Here is an 18,889-nt window from a genome sequence, read left to right as displayed (position 1 = left end):
GTGGAATGAGAGCCTCCATCAGACCCGGGGCGCAACACCGCTCGCCCGGGCGGTTCGGATAGCGTCCACTTCCCTCTCGGTCAGCGGTGTTCGAGACCGTCTCGTTGGGTTCGACACCACCCCCGGCTCGGGCTCGGACGCCGGTGGCTGTTCGCTCGCGATGCCCCGTCTCGCCTGCTCCCACGCCGAACTCAGCCGTTCGAGCCGACGTTGGGTGTTCGGTTTGGGTCCAGCCGGGTCCACCTGGAGTGAAGGAGGACGCGCGGCGTCGGCTGCGCGAGTCCTCTCCCGCACGCGACCCGACCGCGGCGGGCGGCTGCCGCGTAGATCCTCTATATTCAGAGAATGGTGAATCTAGATCGTCGGCTCGTGCGCCCCGGCGCCGAGATCGCGTTCGCGGACTCGGGCGGGGACGGCCCGGTCGTCGTGCTGATCCACGGCGCGGGGGTCGACCACTCGATGTTCGACGAGCAGGTCCCGGTGCTGACAAGGCGCGGGTACCGCGTGGTCGTGGGGGACCTGCGGGGGCACGGGCAGTCGCCGCTCGCGCCGGGAGAGCGGTTCACGGCGGCCGACGCGCTCGACGACCTCGACGCGCTGCTCGCCGCGTGCGGCGCGGACGCGCCCGTGCTCGTCGGGCACTCGCTCGGGGGCAACCTGGCGCAGGCGTTCGTCCGGGAGCGCCCGCGACACGTGGGCGGGCTGATCGTGCTCGACTCCACGTGGAACGCCGGCCCGCTGTCCGTGCTCGAACGACTCGCCCTGCGGCTCGCCGCTCCCGCGCTCGCGGTGATCCCGGCACGCAGGCTCCCGCGCGTCATGGCCCGGGCCTCGGCAGCGACCCCGGACGTGAGGGCGAGGACGGAGGCGCTGTTCGCCCGGATGCCCCGGCGCACGTTCCTGGACGTGTGGCGCGCGACGGTGTCGTTCGTCGCGCCGGAGCCCGGCCGCCGGACCCCGGTGCCGCTCGCGCTCGTGCGCGGCTCCGAGGACCGCACCGGCAACATCGCCACGGCGACGCCCCGGTGGGCGCGGGCCGAGGGCATCGCCGAGCACGTCGTCCCGGGAGCCGGGCACATGGTCACCCTGGACGCCCCCGCGGAGACGTCGCGCCTGCTCGTCGACGTCCTCGACCGCTGGACGGGCGGGCCGGGAGCAGGGGAGCCCGCGCGATGACCCCTGAGCAGGAACGGTTCGTCAGCACGATGGGCGACACGATGGCGGCGTGGAACCTTCCGCGCGCCACGGGTCGCACGTACGGGTTCCTCCTCCTCCAGGGGACGCCGTCCAGCTCCGACGACCTGCGCGCCGCGCTGGGGCTCAGCGCGGGGGCGGTCAGCACGGCGACCCGGGAGCTCGTGTCGTGGGGGCTGGCGCGGACGATCGCCCAGCCCGGCAGCAGGCGACTCCTCGTCGAGGCGGCGGGCGGCCTCGAGCAGCTCCTCGCCGCGAGCATCGAGCGCGCGCGCACGTTCATCCGCGCGCTCCAGAGCGCCGAGGAGCTCACGGAGACGGCGCAGGCGGCCGCGCGGCTGCGCGACGTGACCGACCTGTTCGCCGCCTACGTCGACGCCGGCGCGGACGTCCTGAGCCGGCACCGGGAGCCGTGACGCACCGGCGGGGCGTGCCTTCGCGGACCCGGCGGGAGGTCAGGGCACGAGCCGCGGTCGCCCCGCGGCGTCGAGGACGAGGCTCGCGATCTCGCGCGGGTGCGTGACGATCGAGAGGTGTCCGCTGTCGAGCTCGATCGTCGTGGCGCGCATGCGGTCGGCGAGGAACCGCTCGAGCTCCGGAGACGTCGTCCGGTCGTCCCGGGAGACCGCGTACCAGCACGGCTTGCCGTGCCACGCCGCCCGCGTGGTCCGGGACGCGAACAGGGTGCCCGAGACCGGCCCCTGGACGGCGTGCAGCACCCGGGCGCGGGCCGGGTCGACGCCGTTGGCGAAGTCGTCGAGGAAGGCCGCCTCGGAGAGCTGGGCGAACCCGTCGTCGGACCGGACCAGCCCGGCGTTCGCCGGCGGCGTCGGGAAGGTGGCCGCGAGCGCCGCGTAGTCCTCGCCCGCGTCGGGCGCGCGGGCCGCGACGTAGACGAGGCTCGACACCGTCTCGTGGTCGCCGACCTCGCTGATCACGGTCCCCGCCCAGGAGTGCCCGGCGAGGACCGTCGGCCCGTCCTGGCGGTCGAGGGCGCGCCGCGTGGCGGCCGCGTCGTCCGCGAGCGACGTGAGCGGGTTCTGGACCGCGGTGACCGTGAGTCCTGCCTCCTGCAGCAGGCCGACGACGGCGGCCCACGACGAGCCGTCGGCGTAGGCGCCGTGCACGAGCACCACGTTGTCGGCGGTCGGCGCCGTGGCCGAGGTCTGCGCGTCGGACATGGGGGCGGCCTCTCGTCGATCCGGGTCGGGACGTTCGGGGCGGTGTCGCGGACGACGGCGTCGCGGACGTCGGGCCGCGGACGACAGCCGACCGGATCACCCCCACCTCTCCCACCCTGGTGCTGCCGGCCGGTGCGGGGGAACGGTCAGACGACTCGACTCGTCGGTGCGCGACGACTCGGGGTTCGTGAGTCATTCGTCGCTACCGGCACGGGAGGGTGGTCGTGTTGGCTCGTGCTCCGAGCGTCGGCGGCCGGGCCGTCGCGCGTGCCCGGAGGGGAGGGGTCGAGGATGGGTCCCCGACCGGTCACGGAGTCTCCGGGCGGCCGGCCGTCGCCGCCCGCCCGGTTCGCCGCGCTCGACGTCCCGAACTACCGCCGCTTCATCGCGGGGCAGGGCGTGAGCCTGGTCGGGTCGTGGACCGAGACGGTGGCCCAGGGGGTGCTCGTCCTGGGCATGACGGGGTCGCCGGTCGACCTGGGGATCGTCGCCGCGGCCCGGTACCTCCCGGTCCTGCTCCTCGCCCCCTACGCCGGGGTCCTCGTCGACCGGCACGACCGCCGTCGCACCCTGCTCGTGACGCAGTCGTCGCTCGCGTGCCTGGCGCTCGCGTTCGGGGTCGTCGTGCTCACCGGCCACCAGTCGCTGCCGCTCGCGATGGCCGTCGCGGTCGCGTTCGGCGTGCTCACGGCCGTGGACAACCCCGCGCGCATGGCGCTGATCCCGGAGCTCGTCGGGCGCGAGGCGCTCCACAGCGCCGTGACGCTCAACAGCATCCTCGCGAACGTGGGTCGCGGCGTGGGCCCCGTGGTGGCGGCGGCGCTCATCGGGAGCGTGGGCATCGGGTGGTGCTTCGTCGCGAACGCCGGGAGCTTCGTGCTCGTCATCGCGCTCCTGCTCTCGATGCGGACCGCGGACATCCGGTCCGACGGGCGGATCCCGCGCCAGCGGGGCCAGCTGCGTGCGGCCCTGCGCGTCGTCCGCGGCAACGCCCAGCTCCTCGGGCCGCTCGCCATGATGGCCGTGGTGGGCACGCTCGCGTACGAGTACGAGGTGAGCCTGCCCGTCTTCGGCGAGCACTCGCTCGCCGGAGGGCCGGACGAGTACGCGTGGCTCACGGCCGGGTTCGGCGTCGGCTCGATCGCCGCGGGCGTCGTGCTGCTGTTCCGGCCCTGGACGGGGCTGTCCCGGATGATCGTCGTCACCGTGGGCTACGCGCTGGCGCTCGCGGTGACCGCTGCCGCGCCCGGCACGCGGTTCGCGAACGTGACGATCGTGCTCGTCGGGGCGTGCAGCATCGGCTTCCTCACGACGGGCAACGCCACCGTGCAGCTGTACGCACCCCCGGGGATGCGGGGCCGCGTGACGTCGCTGTGGACGACGGCGTTCCTCGGGACGACGCCGGTCGGCGCACTCGTCGTCGGCTGGGTCGGCCAGGAGCTCGGCGGTCGCGCGGCGGTGGCGCTCGCGGCGGCGGCGTGCGCGGTGGCGGTCGGCGTCGGGGTGCTCGTGCGGGCGCGGCTCTCGTCGCCCGCGGTGCCGGCTCCCGCCGGTGTGGGTGCCGCGCCCTAGCATCGGTGCGTCGGTGGGAACGGGACGGTGAGGGAGACGGTGCGCGGGACGGACGTGGTGTCGCTCGGTCGCGACGGGCCACGACCGTGAGCACGTACGCCGTGCACGTCGGGCAGCCCGGGCAGGGCCGGGTCGAGCACGTGGTCGACGGTCCGCCGGAGCCCGTCCGCGAGACGTGGGACGACACGAACCGCTGGTACCCCGCCCTCCTCGCCCAGGGTGGCCGCGTGGAGCGGTCGCACGACCTCCGCCTCGCGCACGTCGTGCTGCGGCGCTCGCGCCTGGTCGCCGGGACGCCGTTCGCCCGGGCGGACGCAGGCCCGTGGGACGCTCTCGACCCCGTACCGGCCGGTCCCGACCCGCTCGAGCGGCCCCGCCCCGTCGGCCTGTTCGAGCTCGGGCCGTCCGGCGGCTCGGCGGCCGCACCCGCGCTCGACGTCGTCGCGGAGCTGCGCGCGCAGCTCGCCGCGGTCGCGGGCGCCGAGGGTCCCGACGGTCCGGGGCGTCTCCGGACGCTGCTCGCCGCCGAGTCCGCCGGGGCGCTCGTCGCGGCCGAGATGCACCACGCGGGCGTCCCCTGGCGCGCGGACGTGCACGACCGGATCCTGCGCGACGAGCTCGGGCCGCGCCCGCGCCCGGGCGAGCGGCCGGCGCGCATGGAGGAGCTGGTGGCAGCCATCCGTGCCGCGCTCGACGCGCCGCCGACGCTCAACCCCGACTCGCACCCGGACCTGCTCAAGGCGCTCCAGTACGCGGGCGTCGGCGTCCGGTCGCTGCGCAAGGGGGAGCTCGAGCGCACGGACCACCCCGTCGTGGCGCCGCTGCTCGAGTACAAGAGGCTCTCGCGGCTGCTCACCGCGAACGGCTGGTCCTGGCTCGACACCTGGGTGCGCGACGGCCGGTTCCGCACCGAGTACGTCGTGGGCGGGGTCGTCACGGGCCGGTGGGCGTCGAGCGGCGGCGGGGCGCTGCAGCTCCCGCGCCAGGTGCGCCGCGCGGTCGTGGCGGACCCGGGCTGGCGGCTCGTCGTCGCCGACGCGGCCCAGCTCGAGCCGCGCGTGCTGGCCGGCCTCGCGCACGACGAGCGCATGGCCACCGCGGGGCGCGGCGGCGACCTGTACGCGGGCATCGTCGCGTCGGGTGCGGTCGCGACGCGCGAGCACGCGAAGGTCGGGATGCTCGGCGCGATGTACGGGGGCACGACGGGCGACAGCGCCGTGGTCCTGCCGCGCCTGGCCCGGGCGTTCCCCGACGCGATCGGCCTCGTCGAGCGCGCCGCGCAGGCGGGGGAGCGCGGCGAGGTCGTGACGACGCTCCTGGGCCGCAGCTCGCCGCGCCCGGGGGAGTCGTGGCACGCCGCGCAGGACGGCGCGTACGCGGCCGACGACGCCGGACCGGGAGACGGGGACGTCGCCGAGGCGTCGGGCCACGCACCCGACGCCCAGGCCCGGGCACGCTCGTACACCCGGGCCTGGGGCCGGTTCACGCGGAACTTCGTCGTGCAGGGCACGGCGGCCGAGTGGGCGCTGTGCTGGCTCGCCTCGATCCGGCGCCGCCTGTGGGACCTCCCCGTCGCGGCGACGCCGGGCGCCGCGCCCGAGCCGTTCGCGGCGCGTACGCACCTCGTGTTCTTCCTCCACGACGAGGTCGTCGTGCACGCGCCCGCCGAGCTCGCCGACGCCGTGGCCGCCGAGGTGCGCGCCGCGGCCGAGGAGGCGGGCCGGCTCCTGTTCGGCGCCTTCCCGGTCGACTTCCCGCTCACGGTCGCGGTCGTCGACCACTACGCCGAGGCGAAGTGACGCGGACGGCTCAGCGCCGCGGCTCGCCGCGGTAGGTGCCGAACGACCAGAGGTTGCCCTCGGGGTCGCGCAGCACGAGCTCGCGCGAGCCGTAGTCGGTGTCGCGCAGCGGCACGACGACGCGGCCGCCCGCCGCGGCCGCCCGCTCCTGCAGCCGGGCGTGCAGCGCGTCGATCTCGTCCTCGGGCACGACGACGTACGTGCCGCACGTCCCCGGCTCGCGCGACCACTCGCGCTCGGGCGAGTGGCTGCCGAGCATGATGCCGCCCCCGTGCGGCCAGTCCAGCTGCGCGTGCGCGACGTCGCGGCCGTCGCCCGCCATGACGGCGGTCGGGACGAACCCGACGACGTCGGTGAGGAACGCGACGAGGGCGCGCGCGTCGTGCGCCTGGAGCGTGGGCCAGACGTGCTGGGCCGGAGGCGTCGCCGTGGCGGTCGTCGCGGTCGTGTCAGCGGTGTTCCGGGTGCTCTCGTGGGTGCTCATGGTCCTAGCCTGGGCCGTCGGTGTGGCCCCCGGCTTGGATGTTCCCGACCTCCTCGCGGACCCAGCCGGTCGGGGTCGTGCCGGCGAACCGCCGGAAGTCGCGCACGAGGTGGGAGTGGTCGGCGTACCCGGCGTCCGCGGCGACGTCCGCGAGCGTGCGGGGTCCGCGGCCGAGGGCGAGTCGCTGCACCGCGCGACGCGCGGCGTCGAACCGCGCGAGCCCGCGCGCGGCGCGGGGCGACACCCCGAGCTCCGCCCGGAACAGCGTCTCCAGGCGGCGCTCGCCCAGGGTCACGTGGCGCGCGACGTCCCGGACCCGGGCCCGGCCGCGCGTGCGCACGAGCACGCGCCACGCCTCCGCGACCTCGGGACGCACGCCGTCGCGCCGGGCGCAGGAGCTGTCGCGCGCGAACGTCGCGCGCACGACGTCGAACGCCGCGGGCCACGAGTGCGCCTCGGCCACCCGCTCGCGCAACCGCTCCGCCACGCGCCCGAGCACCGCGTCCGCGTCCTCGACGAGGCCCAGCTCGCCGGCGCGGACGCCGAGCAGGTCGCGGCACGCGAGCGGGTCGAGGGCGAGCTGCACGCCCGCCTGCTCGGGCGGCTGGTGGATGTACGCGGGCCGCGTGTGCAGACCGCCGACGAGCGACGCGTAGCCCACCGGGGCCTCGTCCGGCCCGACCGCGGTCGGCACGGCGCCCGCGGTGCTCACGACGAGCGTGAGCCACGGCGACGGCAGGCCGCGGTGGACGGGCGGCGTGCCGTCCGTCGCCGCGGTCCGCAGGCGGTACCCGACCATCGACACCACGCCGGGCGGCAGCGCGCCGGGCCGTGCTCGCACGAACTCGTGCATCCGACCACGCTAGACGCCGTGCGCACCCCTCACAGCCCGAGCCGCCCCGAGGCCGACGACCCGCTCAGGCGGAGGGCCGCAGCCCGCGCACCTGAGGGACGTCGGTGCCCTGTGCGGCACGCCGCACGTGCGAGCGCGCGTGCTCGACCGCCGCGTCGAGCGAGTCGAAGAGATGGTTCTCGTGCCGCAGCTCGGCGAGCGCCCCGACGTTCGTCAGCAGCGCCCGGTGCCGCTCCTGCACGCCCTTGACCAGCACGGTCACGCCGCGCGCCTCGAGCCCCTCGACGAGCTCGCCGAGCGCCTTCGCGCCGGTCGCGTCGACCATCCGGAGTTGGGACAGGCGCAGCACGACGACCACGACGTCGTCGTGCACCGAGGCGTCGGTGACCTCGGTGAGCACGCGCTCCGCGGCCCCGAAGAACATCGACCCCTCGAGGCGGAACAGCGCGACGTGCTCGTCGCCGGGCTGCGCGGGCCCCGGGAGCGGGTCCCGGTGCACGCCCGACGCCCGGGCGACGGCCCGCAGCGCGAAGAACGCGGCGACGACCACGCCGATCTCGATCGCCTGCACGAGGTCGAACGCGACGGTGACGAACGCGGTGACGGCGAACGTCGCGGCGCTCGAGCGCCCGGCGCCCAGCACGGCGCGCGCGGTCCGGGCGCTCGTCATGCGCAGGCTCGTCACCATGAGCACGCCCGCGAGCGCGGCGAGCGGGATCCGCGACACCGGGCCGGTCGCGAGGTAGATGACGGCGAGGATCACGAGCGCGTGCACCACGGCGGCGAGGCGCGTGCGCGCTCCCGAGCGCACGTTGACGGCGGTCCGGGCGATCGCGCCGGTCGCCGGCATGCCGCCGAAGAGCCCGCTCGCGACGGACGCGAGCCCCTGCCCGACGAGCTCGCGGTCGGGCAGGTACACGGACCCGCCGGGGGACCCGGCCTGGGCCATCGACGCGGCGACCCGCGCGGAAAGGAGCGACTCGATCGCGGCGAGCGCGGCGATCGCGAGCGCGGCGCCGCCGAGCTCGCGCAGCGCGCCGGGCGTGACCGACGGCAGCACGGGCGCGGGCAGCGACGCGGGCAGCGCCCCGATGCGCGCGACCGGTGCGCCTACGGCCTCGACGAGGACCGTCACGAGGACGACGGCGACGAGCGACGCGGGGATCCCGGGGTGCAGGCGCGGGAGCAGGAGCATCGTGACGGCGACGAGCGCGACGCAGCCCAGCGCCCACAGGGCGGGGGCGAGCGTGCCGGCGCTCGCGGCGGTGCCCAGCGCCGCGAGCGCGGTGACGAGCGTGTTGTGACCGGGGTCGGCGGGCACGCCGACGGCGGCCGGGACCTGCTGGAGGAAGATGATGCACGCGATCCCGAGCGTGAAGCCCTCGACGACGGGCCACGGGACGTACGTGACGACGCGGCCGAGGCGCGCGACGCCCGCGACGAGCACGACGACGCCCGCGAGCACGGTGACGAGCGCGACGGAGCCCGGCCCGTGCGTCGCGACGACCGGCGCGAGCACCACGGCCATCGCGCCCGTGGGTCCCGAGACCTGGTGGTGCGACCCGCCGAGCACGGCGGCGACGACTCCCGCGACGACGGCGGTGACGAGACCGGCGGCGGCCCCGATCCCGGAGCTGACGCCGAACGCGAGCGCGAGCGGGAGCGCGACGACGCCGACCGTGACGCCCGCGAGGAGGTCGGCGCGCAGGGTGCGGGGGCGCAGGTCGTAGTCGGAGCGGCGGGGGAGCAGGTCGCGCAGGGCCGCGGTGCGCGGGCTCATGCCCGTGCCGGGGCGGTCGCGTCGAGCACGGCGCGCGCCGACGCGCCGGGCAGCGCGGGGAGCCGCCGTGCGGCCTCGAGCCGGTCGGACGCCCCGGCGAGGCTCGACAGGAGGAACGCGCGCGCGACGACGAGCAGCTCGGCGACGAGGGGCTCGGCGAGGCGGTACTCGACGGCGTTGCCGCTGCGGGTCGAGGTGACGACCCCGGCGCGCCGCAGCACGGCGAGGTGCTGGGAGAGCTGGGAGGGCTCGCACCCGGTGACCTCGAGCAGGTGGGACACGGGTGCCGTGTGGTCGGCGTCGGCCGCGAGGACCTCGAGCACCTGGATGCGCGTGGGGTGCGCGAGGCAGCGGAAGAGCTCCGCCTTGATGCGGTAGAGCGGCGCGGTCGCGTCGGCGGGCAGGCCGGCGTCCTGCGCGCCGTCGGGTCGGTGCGTGCCGGGCACGGGACGTCCTCCTCGGATGATGGTTTGCGCAATCCATCAAACCACACCTGGGCGCCGCCGTGCGCCGCGCGGGATAGCCTGCCGCCATGAGCGCCGAGCCCGACCCGCGGACCGACCCGACACGCCCCGGTGCGCCGAGCCCGGACGAGACGAGCCCGGACGTGACGAGCCCCGACGTGACGAGCCTCGACCCCACCGAGCCAGCGGGGAGCGCGCCCGCGACGCTCGCGCGCGTCGTCCGCACCCTCGACGAGCTCTACCCGCCCTCGACGGCGGAGGACTGGGACGCCGTCGGACTCGTCGCGGGCGACCCGGGCGCGCGCGTGCGCAAGGTGCTCCTCGCCGTCGACCCCGTCGAGGAGGTCGCGGACGAGGCGCTCGCGTGGGGCGCGGACCTGCTCGTGACCCACCACCCGCTCTTCCTGCGGCCCGTCCACTCGGTCGCCGCGACGACGTTCAAGGGCTCGCTCGTGCACCGGCTCATCCGGGGCGGGTGCGCGCTCTACGTCGCGCACACGAACGCCGACGCCGCGGAGCGCGGGGTCGCGGACGCGCTCGCCGACGCGCTCGACCTGCTGCACCGCGTCCCCCTCGTGCCGCACGCTCCGTCGTCGCCGCACGAGCCGCCGCGGACCGGGACCGGCCGCGTCGGCCGGCTCGCGGAGCCGACGACGCTGCGCGGCTTCGCGCAGCGCGTCGCCGAGGTCCTGCCGCCGACGGTGCAGGGCGTGCGCGTCGCGGGAGACCTCGACGCGCGCGTCGAGTCCGTCGCCGTCGTCGGCGGCTCGGGCGACTCGCTGTTCGACGCCGTCCGCGCGAGCGCCGCCGACGTCTACCTCACGTCCGACCTGCGCCACCACCCGGTCTCCGAGCTGCGCGAGCGCGCGCGGCTCGAGGGCGGCGGCGACGCCGGGACGCCGTACCTCGTCGACGTGCCCCACTACGCCTCCGAGTGGCCGTGGCTCCGCTACGCTGCCGAGGACCTCGAGCGCGAGCTCGCGCGGTCGGGCGCGGCCGTCGAGACGCGCGTGAGCACGCTCGTCACCGACCCGTGGACCGCGCGGGTCGCGTCCCCGGGCCGCGACCCCGGACCTGCGGCCCCCTGACCGGTCCGCCCCCGCCGTCGACCACCCGACCCTCGCCGACACGCACGCCGGCCCCGCACCGGGGCCCACGAAAGGAACCCTCCGTGGCCACTGCACCGCCCGCCGACCAGCTCCGCCTGCTCGACGTCCAGGAGCTCGACACGCGTGCCCAGCAGCTCGCGCACCAGCGCAAGAACCTGCCCGAGCACGCGCGCATCGCCGAGCTCGACGCCCAGCTCGCCGACCTGCACGGCAAGCTCGTCGAGTCGCGGACCGCGGTGAGCGACCTCAAGCGCGAGCTCGCCAAGGCCGAGGCCGACGTCGAGCAGGTGCGCACGCGCGCGGCCCGCGACCAGTCGCGGCTCGACTCCGGCCAGGTGGGCGCCAAGGACGCGCAGGCGCTCGTGGCCGAGCTCGAGTCCCTCGCGCGCCGCCAGGGCGTGCTCGAGGAGGTCGAGCTCGACGTCATGGAGCGGCTCGAGGCGCACGAGGAGGCCCTCGCGAAGCTGGAGGCCGCGAGCGCCGAGCTCGAGTCGGCGAAGGCCGAGGTCGTGGCGGCGCGCGACGCGCGCTACGCCGAGCTCGACGCGGAGGCGACCCAGGTCGCGGGGCGTCGTGCCGACGCCGTCGCGGGCCTCGACGCGGGGCTCCTCGCGCTGTACGAGCGCGTGCGCGACCAGAACGGCGGGCGCGGCGTGGTCGCGCTGCGCGGGCAGCTCGTCGAGGGCCTCAACGTCACGCTGAGCCCGGCCGAGCTCGCGGCGATCACGTCCGCCGCCCCGGACCAGGTGGTGCGGCTCGAGGACTACGGCCACATCGTGGTGCGGCCGGAGGGCGCCGGCGCGTGAGCGGCGCGCGTCACCTCGTCGTCGAGGCGGACGGCGGGTCGCGGGGGAACCCGGGGCCCGCGGGCTTCGGGGCGCTCGTGCGCGACGCCGCGAGCGGCCGGGTGCTCGCGGAGCGGGCCGCGTTCCTCGGCACGACGACCAACAACGTCGCGGAGTACTCGGGCCTCGTCGCGGGCCTGCGCGCCGCGGCCGAGGTCGACCCGGACGCGCGCGTCACGGTCCGCATGGACTCGCGGCTCGTCGTCGAGCAGATGTCGGGGCGCTGGCAGATCAAGCACGACGACATGCGCCGCCTCGCGGCCGAGGCCGCGGCCGTGCTGCCCGCGGACCGGGTGACGTACGAGTGGGTGCCGCGCGCGCAGAACGCCGCCGCGGACGCGCTCGCGAACGAGGCGATGGACACCGCCGGGACCGTCGCGCGGGACTACCCGGACGGTTCCGCGGACGACGTGCCGGCCGGGCCCGCGGAGCAGGTCGCGTCCGACGCGCCGGACGAGGCCGCGGACGAGGGCGCGTTCGACACGCCGTCCCGCCCGTCGGGCGTGGCGGTCCGGTTCGACGACGCGCCCGCCCTCACGGTCGTGCTCGTGCGCCACGGGCAGACGCCGCTCACCGTCGCCGGGGCCTTCAGCGGCTCGTCGGTGCCCGGGCCCTCGCTCACGCCGCGCGGCCGGACGCAGGCGGCGCAGGCCGCCGACCTCGTGTTCCGGATCGGGCGCCAGGCGTGGCCGGACGTGCCGCGGCCGACGGCGATCATCAGCTCGCCGATGGTCCGGGCCCAGGAGACGGCGCGCGCGATCAGCCGCCGGCTCGGGGTCGCCGTCACGACCGACGAGCGGTTCGCCGAGGTGCACTTCGGCGAGTGGGAGGGTCTCACGGCCGCGGAGATCGACGCCGCGTGGCCCGGTCGCCGGCACGCCTGGTACACGACCGGCACGACCGCCGCGCCGGGCGGCGAGTCCGCCGCGGACGTGGGCGCGCGCGTCTGGCAGGGCCTGCAGGACCTCGTCGCCACGCTCCTGCCGTCGGCGGGGCCGGCGGGCCGCACGGTCGTCGTCGTCGGTCACGCCGTGCAGGTGCGCGCGGCGATCGGCACCGCGGTCGGAGCGCCGCCCGCCCAGTGGTCGCGCGTGCGCGTGCCGCCCGCGTCGGTGAGCATCCTGCGCCTGTGGGCGGACGGCACGAGCGAGCTCACCGCGCAGGGCGTCCCGACCGACCTCTGAGCCTGCGGCGGGCCTCCGTCCCCCCGCGAGGTCGGACCGCCGGTCGCGGGGTCGAGCTCCGCGCGCTCTCCCACGCGGCGGCGGGTCCTCCCTCGCGGCCGGAGTCCGGCTCGCCGGGAGGGGTTCACCTCGTGCGGGGCTTCGCCGCCTTGGCGGGCTCCGCGAGGGCGTGCTCGACGGCCGTCACGACCCATGCGTCGAGCTCGTCGGGGTCGGCGACGCGTCCGCCGTCGACGACGATCATCCCCGTCATCGCGCGACCGCCCATCTCCATGACGGCGCCGCCGCGTTCGAGCGCCGCGTCCGTGCCGTCCCTGCCGACCCGCACCATGAGGTCGTCCCCGGTGACGCCGAGGGCCATGTGCGTGTTGACGAGGAACGCGATCCCGCCGAACATCTTCCGCTCGTCGAACGGGGCGCGCGGCGCCAGGGCGGCGCGGATCCGCTCGGCGAGGTCCTCGCTGTAGACCATGGGTCCACTGTGGACCTCGACCCGCCGGACCGCAGCGTGGGGTAGCCCGCGGCCTCGGCCGCCCGGCAGTCGCTCAGGCGATGACGAGCTCGAGCGTGCGCGGGCCGGTGCGCGTCGTGGCGTCGTGCAGCCAGGCCTCGAGGAGCCGGTAGCTCAGCCCGGAGCCGACCTCGGTGCCGATCACCGTGCCGACGAGCTCGCGGGCGGCGTCGAGCAGGCCGTCGGCCGACGTCGGCGCCGCGGCGGCCCGGCGCAGCAGGTGCCCGGCGAGCACGCCGCGCGTGTGCTTGGCGTTGTGCGAGACGACGGTGCGCTTCCCGGCGTGCTCGCGCACGACGCGCACGGCCACCCAGTCGGCCGACCGCGGCCCCGTCGTCGCGGGCTTCCACGCGCCCACGTACGTGGCCGACCGGCAGTCGACGACGACGTCGCCCGCCGCGCGCTCGTCGAGCACCGGGGCGAGGTGCGGGCGCCAGGCCGTGGCGAGCCTCCCGACGCCGGGGAGGTCGACGGCCATGGACAGGCGGTACGCCGGCACACGGTCGGCGGGGGAGAGCGCGCCCCACAGGCCGGACATCACGCGCACGTCCTCCCGCGCGCGCCGCGCGGGCTCACCGGCCGCCGCGAGCGCGCCCGCGAGGTCCGCCGCGCCGTACAGCACGCCGGTGTAGACGTCGGCCGCGGGACCGGCCGGGGCCGAGCGCAGCGTCGTGTTGCGCCGCACCTCGTCGGCGAGCCCCGGCGTCGTGCCGAGCACCTCGTGCGCGTCGGGCCGGGCGCTCGCGGCGGCGAGCGCGTCGAGGACCGTCACGCGGTGCGCGGTGAGGACGGGGGAGGTGAGCGCGTCGAGGTCGACCGGTGCGGCGCCGTCGGGCGCGGGGGTCTTGCCCTCGGACGGGGGGAGCAGCACGAGCACGCGGCCACTCTACGAGCGGTCGCGGCGTCGCCGCCGTGGGTGACCGGGGCGGACGGCGTGGGGTGCGTCACGGTTACGCTCGCCCGATGGCCCAGGTGAAGATCTACGGACGGCGCAGCGTGTGGGGGCAGCGGCGGGCGGAGGTGTCCGACGCGCTGCACGACGCGCTCGTGCGCACGTGGCAGCTGCCGCCGGACAAGCGGTTCCACCGGTTCCTGCTCCTCGACGACGACGACCTCGTCGCGCCGCGCTCGGACGCGTACCTCGTCGTCGAGGTCGTGTGCTTCACGGGCCGCACGCGCCAGGCCAAGCGCGCGCTGGTCGCGGCCCTGTACGACGACGTCGCGCCCGCCCTCGGCCTGACCGCGGACGACGTGGAACTAGTGATCCTCGAGAGCCCGCGCGAGAGCTGGGGCATCCGCGGGGTCAGCGGCGACGAGCTCGCGCTGCCCTACCGCGTCGACGTCTGACACGCTCGTCCCCTGCCTCAAGGGGCGGGGGACGGTCCGAGCCCGGTGTGCGGCCGCTCAGCCGGCCTCCGCGACGACGGCCAGCACCGCGTCGCCGTACCGGGCGAGCTTGTTCTCGCCGACGCCGCTCACCAGCGCGAGCCGCTCGAACGAGCCGGGCCGGGCGGTCGCGATCCCGCGGAGCGTCGCATCACCGAACACGATGTACGCGGGCACGCCCTGGGTCTTCGCCTCGCCCGCCCGCCAGGCGCGCAGCGCCTCGAAGAGCGGGACGTCGGCCTCGGCCAGCTCGGCGGCGGCGGCCGCCTTCCGTCCCTTCGCCGCGCGCACCGGACGCGCCGGCTCGTGCCGCATCCGGACCTCGCGTCGCCGGGCCAGGACCTCCCCGCTCGCCGCGGTGAGCACGAGCGTCCCGTGCGCTCCCTCGACGGTGAGCAGCCCCTGGGCGAGGAGCTGGCGCACCACGGCCCGCCACTCGTTCTCGGACAGGTCGTCCCCGACCCCGAACACCGACAGCTCCTGGTGCCGGAACCGTCGGACCTTCTCCGTCTCCCGGCCGAGGAGGATGTCGACGACCTGCCCGACGCCGAAGCTCTGCCCGCGCTCGCGGTCCAGACGGAACACCGTCGAGAGCACCTTCTGCGCGGCGACCGTCCCGTCCCAGGCCTCGGGCGGGGCGAGGCACGTGTCGCACGACCCGCAGGCCCCCGGGTGCTCCTGGCCGAAATAGGCGAGGAGCTGGGCCCGGCGGCACTCGACGGTCTCGCAGAGGGCGAGCATCGCGTCCAGGTGCCGGCCCAGGTTCCGCCGGTGCGCGGCGTCGCCGTCGGACGTCTCGATGAGCTTGCGCTGCTGCACGACGTCGGCGAGGCCGTAGGCCAACCAGGCGGTGGACGGCAGCCCGTCGCGCCCGGCACGCCCCGTCTCCTGGTAGTACCCCTCGACGGACTTGGGCAGGTCGAGGTGCGCGACGAACCGGACGTCGGGCTTGTCGATGCCCATGCCGAAGGCGATCGTCGCGACCATGACCAGGCCGTCCTCGCGCAGGAACCGAGCCTGGTTCGCGGCGCGCACCGACGCGGGCAGCCCGGCGTGGTAGGGCAGCGCCTCGATCCCGTTCTCGACGAGCGTCGCGGCGGTCCTCTCCACCGACGCGCGCGAGAGGCAGTAGACGATCCCCGCCTCCCCGGCGTGCTCGGTGCGCAGCAGGTCGAGCAGCTGCTTCTCGGGCCGGTCCTTGGGCACGATCCGGTAGGTGATGTTGGGGCGGTCGAAGCTGGAGACGAAGTGCCGTGCGCCCTCCAGGTCGAGGCGCTGGGCGATCTCGGCGCGCGTCGCGGCCGTCGCCGTCGCGGTCAGCGCGATGCGCGGGACGGACGGCCAGCGCTGGTGCAGCACCGACAGCTCGAGGTAGTCCGGCCGGAAGTCGTGGCCCCACTGGGACACGCAGTGCGCTTCGTCGATCGCGAAGAGCGCGATCTGGGTCCTGTCGAGCAGGTCCAGGGTGGCGCGGCTCCGGAGCCCTTCCGGTGCCACGTACAGCAGGTCGAGCTCGCCCGCCACGAGCGCGCGCTCCACGGCGCGGCGGTCCTCGGAGGACAACGTGGAGTTGAGGAACGCCGCCCGGACGCCGAGCGCCGCGAGGGCGTCCACCTGGTCCTGCATGAGGGCGATGAGCGGTGACACCACGACGCCGGTCCCCGCCCGGACCAGGGCGGGGACCTGGTAGCACAGCGACTTGCCCCCGCCGGTCGGCATGAGCACCAGGGCGTCGCCGCCGTTGACGACGGTGTCGATGACGGCCGCCTGCTCGCCCCGGAACGCGTCGTACCCGAAGACTCGCCGGAGCACGTCGAGCGCGGGGTCGGTCGCAGTCGCTGTGGCCACCCGGGCACCCTACCGAGGGGTTCCGACACGACGGTCCCGGCGCGTCCGCACCACCGCCGGGGCGCGCCCGTCACGGGCGGCGAAGCTCCGCGGGCAGGTCGTCCCGGTGGCGGACGGCGAGGGACGTCACCGCGCGGGTCAGGCAGACGTACAGCCGCCGCAGGCCCGTGACCCGGTCGGGCTCGCCCCGGACGACGCCCTCCGGGTCGTCCAGCACGACGTGGTCGAACTCCAGCCCCTTCGCGAGCGACGCGGGCACGAGGTCCAGGCGCGCGTCGAACTCGACCGCGCCGTCGTCGTCCGACGCCTCGCCGACGACCGCGAAGGCGAGGCCCGCCGCGGCGAGCGCCGCGCGTGCGGCCTCCGCGCCGCCGTCGGGCACGATCAGCCCGACCGACCCCTCCCGGTCGAGCGCCGTGCGGACCAGGTCCACGAGCGGATCCGTGGTGAGGACCAGCTCGCCCCGGGCGCGACGGACGGCGACCGGCGGAGCGAGGTCCGGCGCGATCGAGGGCAGCAGGCGAGCCGCGTACTCGATGACGTCGCCGGGGACGCGGAAGCCCGCGGTGAGCTGCTCCACGTGACCGTCGGGCTTGCCGAGGTGCGTCAGCGCGTCGGTCCACGACGAGACCCCCCACGGCGTCGTCGCCTGGGCCAGGTCACCCAGCACCGTCAGGGAGCCGGTGCGCGCCCGGCGCCCGAGAGCGCGCAGCATCATCGGCGACAGGTCCTGCGCCTCGTCCACCACGACGTGCGCCACCGACGCGCCGCGTGTCAGCAGGTCCGCGGCCTCGTCGAGCAGGACGAGGTCGGCCAGCGTCCAGCGGGCCGTGCCCGGCGTCCGGGACGGCCGTGCCGGACGCAGCAGCTCCTGCTCGGCGGCGGTGAGGACGCCGTCGGCGCTCGCGGCGAGGAACGCGGGATCGACGAGGAGCCGGTGCAGCAGCGCCGTCGGCGTGACCTTCGGCCACACCGCGGCGGTGTAGTCCCGGACCGGGCGCGTGCGCGCGAGCGCGTCCCAGGCGCGCTCGTCGAGCGCCTCGCCCGACTCCTCGATCTGCACGAGGATCCGGTGCGCGAGCGTGTGCCGCAGGTGGTCGCGACCGGCGTCGAAGCGCGGCTCCCGGCCGACCACCTGCGCCACGCACTCGCGGGCCTCGTGCGCGGCGACGCGCCAGCGGCGCGCACCGCGGGGCAGCACGAGCGCCTCGGACGGCTCGACGAGGTGCGACCAGACCGCGCGGCGGAGCACCTCGGCCAGCCGCGCGTCGCCCTTGAGCCGGGCGACGTCCGCGGGCTCCGTCGCGCGCAGGCGGCCGTGCGCCCTGACGATCTGCTCGACGGTGGTCTGGGTCGCGTCGACCTCGCCGAGGGCGGGCAGCACGTCGCGGATGTACCGCAGGAAGCTCGCGTTGGGGCCCACGACGGTCATCCCGGCGCGGCTCACCCGCTCCCGGTGGGAGTACAGCAGGTACGCGGCGCGGTGCAGCCCGACGGCGGTCTTGCCGGTGCCGGGCGCACCCTGCACGACGACGGTCCGGTCGATCCCGCTGCGCACGATGACGTCCTGCTCGGGCTGGATGGTGGCGACGATGTCGCGCATCGGCCCGGTGCGGGGCCGCTCGATCTCGGCCTCGAGGATCGCGGAGGACTCCGCACCGGGACCCGGGGCGGTGAGCGCCTCGTCCTCGAAGCCGGTGAGGGCACCGCGCTGGAAGCCGTAGCGGCGACGGGCGGCGACCCCCATCGGCTCGGTGCGGGTGGCGCGGTAGAAGGGCGTGCTCACCGGGGCGCGCCAGTCGACGACGAGCGGGTCACCCTCGGGGTCGGAGACGTGGCGGCGCCCGATGTGGAAGACCTCGGCGGGCTCGTCGTCCGTGCCGTCGAGGTCGATGCGCCCGAAGAAGAGCGGGACCTCGGGGTCGTCGGCGAGCTGGGCGAGCCGGCGGGCGAGCGCCGCCTCGAGATACTCGGCGCTGACCCGGTCCCCGGCGAGGACGTTGAGCGACCCGGCCTGCTCGCGCATGCGGGCGAGCTGGGTGCGGGCGTTCTCCAGGAACTCCTGCTCCCGGGCGAGCTCGCCCGAGGCGTCCCCGGCAGGTGCCGCGGTCGGTGCGTCGGGGGCGGACGGTACGGCGGGGGCGGGCACGACAGACCTCCGGGAGCCGGCTTCGAGGGGGGTCGGCCATCCTACGGGCAGCACCCTCCCGGTGGACCGGTCGCTGGTCCGACGAGCCGCCCGGGAGCGGTAATCTTGCCGGTGCGGACGAGTCGGTCGGACGGTCGCGTCGAGAGGCCTCGTGCCCCTCGCCGAGGAACGTCCGGGCTCCGAAGGGCAAGGTGGTGGGTAACGCCCACCCGGGGTGACCCGCGGGACAGTGCCACAGAGAACAGACCGCCGCGCAGGACGGGCTCCGGCCCGGCCCGCGCGGTAAGGGTGAAACGGTGGTGTAAGAGACCACCAGCGGGCCGGGTGACCGGTCCGGCTCGGTAAACCCCACCTGGAGCAAGGTCAGACAGACTGTGCCTGAGGGCTGCCCGCCCGATTCTCCACGGAGAAGCACAGTCGGGTAGACCGCTCGAGGCGTGCGGCAACGCACGTCCTAGATGGATGACCGTCGCCCGCGCGGGGGTGACCGCGCGCGGGAACAGAACCCGGCGTACAGACCGGCTCGTCCG

Annotated in this window: 17 protein-coding genes and 1 other RNA gene; 9 read left to right on the top strand and 9 right to left on the bottom strand. The window is 76.3% G+C overall.

Going from position 1 to position 18,889, the window contains the following annotated elements; all coding sequences use genetic code 11:
• Window positions 1-345 precede the first annotated feature (345 nt).
• Window positions 346-1,176, top strand: a complete 831-nt coding sequence (locus GJV82_RS12360) for an alpha/beta fold hydrolase (protein ID WP_155099439.1) — start codon at window positions 346-348, stop codon at window positions 1,174-1,176.
• Entirely contained in the window at window positions 1,173-1,610 is a 438-nt protein-coding gene (locus tag GJV82_RS12355; protein WP_155099438.1) for a GbsR/MarR family transcriptional regulator, read from the top strand. The genes GJV82_RS12360 and GJV82_RS12355 overlap by 4 nt, the downstream gene beginning before the upstream one ends.
• 39 nt (window positions 1,611-1,649) lie before the next feature.
• Here GJV82_RS12355 and GJV82_RS12350 read toward each other — a convergent pair whose 3' ends face one another.
• Window positions 1,650-2,375 carry an alpha/beta fold hydrolase gene (locus GJV82_RS12350; protein WP_155099437.1) on the bottom strand — a complete coding sequence of 242 codons (726 nt, stop codon included), beginning with the start codon at window positions 2,373-2,375 and terminating at the stop codon, window positions 1,650-1,652.
• A gap of 291 nt (window positions 2,376-2,666) precedes the next feature.
• Between GJV82_RS12350 and GJV82_RS20120 the strand changes: the two genes are divergently transcribed.
• Window positions 2,667-3,947 (top strand): MFS transporter, encoded by a 1,281-nt coding sequence (locus GJV82_RS20120; RefSeq protein WP_155099436.1) that lies wholly within the window; start codon window positions 2,667-2,669, stop codon window positions 3,945-3,947.
• An 86-nt stretch (window positions 3,948-4,033) separates the two neighbouring features.
• A complete protein-coding gene (locus GJV82_RS12340) occupies window positions 4,034-5,746 on the top strand; it encodes a bifunctional 3'-5' exonuclease/DNA polymerase (protein ID WP_404812973.1) in 1,713 nt (570 codons plus the stop codon).
• A 10-nt stretch (window positions 5,747-5,756) separates the two neighbouring features.
• Here GJV82_RS12340 and GJV82_RS12335 read toward each other — a convergent pair whose 3' ends face one another.
• The 4 genes from GJV82_RS12335 to GJV82_RS12320 form a co-directional block, all read right to left on the bottom strand.
• A complete protein-coding gene (locus GJV82_RS12335; protein ID WP_115942745.1) occupies window positions 5,757-6,230 on the bottom strand; it encodes a VOC family protein in 474 nt (157 codons plus the stop codon).
• 4 nt (window positions 6,231-6,234) lie between these two features.
• The gene (locus GJV82_RS12330) at window positions 6,235-7,083 is read right to left on the bottom strand and encodes a helix-turn-helix domain-containing protein (protein WP_155099435.1); all 849 of its coding nucleotides are present in this window, start codon (window positions 7,081-7,083) and stop codon (window positions 6,235-6,237) included.
• A 64-nt stretch (window positions 7,084-7,147) separates the two neighbouring features.
• A complete protein-coding gene (locus tag GJV82_RS12325; protein ID WP_155099434.1) occupies window positions 7,148-8,863 on the bottom strand; it encodes a SulP family inorganic anion transporter in 1,716 nt (571 codons plus the stop codon).
• Window positions 8,860-9,309 (bottom strand): ArsR/SmtB family transcription factor, encoded by a 450-nt coding sequence (locus tag GJV82_RS12320; protein ID WP_231492890.1) that lies wholly within the window; start codon window positions 9,307-9,309, stop codon window positions 8,860-8,862. Before GJV82_RS12320 ends, GJV82_RS12325 begins: the two co-directional genes overlap by 4 nt.
• Before the next feature lie 86 nt (window positions 9,310-9,395).
• On the opposite strand from GJV82_RS12320, the gene GJV82_RS12315 reads away from it, so the two are divergent.
• From GJV82_RS12315 to GJV82_RS12305, 3 genes are all read left to right on the top strand, one after another.
• Window positions 9,396-10,415, top strand: a complete 1,020-nt coding sequence (locus GJV82_RS12315) for a Nif3-like dinuclear metal center hexameric protein (protein ID WP_155099433.1) — start codon at window positions 9,396-9,398, stop codon at window positions 10,413-10,415.
• Between the two features lie 83 nt (window positions 10,416-10,498).
• The gene (locus tag GJV82_RS12310; RefSeq protein WP_024841728.1) at window positions 10,499-11,242 is read left to right on the top strand and encodes a zinc ribbon domain-containing protein; all 744 of its coding nucleotides are present in this window, start codon (window positions 10,499-10,501) and stop codon (window positions 11,240-11,242) included.
• Window positions 11,239-12,465, top strand: coding sequence for a bifunctional RNase H/acid phosphatase (locus GJV82_RS12305; RefSeq protein WP_318657588.1), 1,227 nt, complete (start codon window positions 11,239-11,241; stop codon window positions 12,463-12,465). The genes GJV82_RS12310 and GJV82_RS12305 overlap by 4 nt, the downstream gene beginning before the upstream one ends.
• 124 nt (window positions 12,466-12,589) lie before the next feature.
• Here the strand turns inward: GJV82_RS12305 and GJV82_RS12300 are convergent, their stop codons facing one another.
• Both GJV82_RS12300 and GJV82_RS12295 read right to left on the bottom strand, forming a co-directional pair.
• Window positions 12,590-12,937 (bottom strand): TfoX/Sxy family protein, encoded by a 348-nt coding sequence (locus tag GJV82_RS12300; RefSeq protein ID WP_155099432.1) that lies wholly within the window; start codon window positions 12,935-12,937, stop codon window positions 12,590-12,592.
• A 73-nt stretch (window positions 12,938-13,010) separates the two neighbouring features.
• Window positions 13,011-13,853: a YaaA family protein gene (locus tag GJV82_RS12295; RefSeq protein WP_318657587.1), complete on the bottom strand. Its 843-nt coding sequence runs from the start codon at window positions 13,851-13,853 to the stop codon at window positions 13,011-13,013.
• An 86-nt stretch (window positions 13,854-13,939) separates the two neighbouring features.
• Between GJV82_RS12295 and GJV82_RS12290 the strand changes: the two genes are divergently transcribed.
• The gene (locus GJV82_RS12290) at window positions 13,940-14,323 is read left to right on the top strand and encodes a tautomerase family protein (protein WP_155099431.1); all 384 of its coding nucleotides are present in this window, start codon (window positions 13,940-13,942) and stop codon (window positions 14,321-14,323) included.
• 57 nt (window positions 14,324-14,380) lie between these two features.
• Here the strand turns inward: GJV82_RS12290 and recQ are convergent, their stop codons facing one another.
• Together recQ and GJV82_RS12280 are read right to left on the bottom strand one after the other, a co-directional pair.
• Window positions 14,381-16,210 carry a DNA helicase RecQ gene (gene recQ / locus GJV82_RS12285; protein ID WP_318657586.1) on the bottom strand — a complete coding sequence of 610 codons (1,830 nt, stop codon included), beginning with the start codon at window positions 16,208-16,210 and terminating at the stop codon, window positions 14,381-14,383.
• Between the two features lie 70 nt (window positions 16,211-16,280).
• The gene (locus GJV82_RS12280; RefSeq protein ID WP_155099430.1) at window positions 16,281-18,359 is read right to left on the bottom strand and encodes a HelD family protein; all 2,079 of its coding nucleotides are present in this window, start codon (window positions 18,357-18,359) and stop codon (window positions 16,281-16,283) included.
• A gap of 118 nt (window positions 18,360-18,477) precedes the next feature.
• Here GJV82_RS12280 and rnpB point away from each other — a divergent pair.
• Window positions 18,478-18,889: RNase P RNA component class A (rnpB, locus tag GJV82_RS12275), an RNA gene on the top strand.

This window comes from Cellulosimicrobium composti, from assembly GCF_009711085.1.
GTDB lineage: Bacteria > Actinomycetota > Actinomycetes > Actinomycetales > Cellulomonadaceae > Cellulosimicrobium > Cellulosimicrobium composti.
Note: the sequence above shows the minus strand (reverse complement) of the source record. Positions and strands in the feature narration are given on the sequence as shown.